Source organism: Streptomyces griseus subsp. griseus, from assembly GCF_000720255.1.
GTDB classification, from domain to species: Bacteria; Actinomycetota; Actinomycetes; order Streptomycetales; family Streptomycetaceae; genus Streptomyces; species Streptomyces griseus_I.
Genome location: NZ_JOJE01000181.1, coordinates 1 through 376, shown reverse-complemented (window position 1 = coordinate 376; position 376 = coordinate 1). Strand labels below are relative to the sequence as shown.

Sequence of the window (376 nt, the reverse complement as noted above, 5' to 3'; positions counted from 1 at the left end):
GCTCTACGCGGCGGTGGCCCGATGACGGCGCAGGGACTGCGGGCCGCAGGCACGCCCCAGTGCTCCCAGCGTGAGCAGTGCGTGAGCACTGGGCCGACCGGCGCGCGACGATGGGCCAATGACCGACCCACGTCTTGACCACCTCACCGCGCTGGTCGACACGCTGATCAGCGAGCACATCGAGGCCACCGGCCGCCCACCGGCCACGGCCGCCGAAATCCGTGCGGAGTTGGCGGCCGTGGCTGCCGACCTGGACCGAGATCGGCGGCGAGCAGCGCACGCCTCCGCCCAGGCCACCCGGACCGCCTACCACCGGGGGCGCGGCAGTCGCCGGTAGCACACCCGCAGCATGATCAGGCGTCCGTCCACAGGCAGG

Annotated in this window: 1 protein-coding gene; it reads left to right on the top strand. The window is 73.4% G+C overall.

All coding sequences use genetic code 11. The features are described 5' to 3' along the window. Positions 1-118 precede the first annotated feature (118 nt). Positions 119-337 carry a hypothetical protein gene (locus IG99_RS43690; RefSeq protein ID WP_037684617.1) on the top strand — a complete coding sequence of 73 codons (219 nt, stop codon included), beginning with the start codon at positions 119-121 and terminating at the stop codon, positions 335-337. The last annotated feature ends 39 nt before the right edge of the window (positions 338-376 follow it).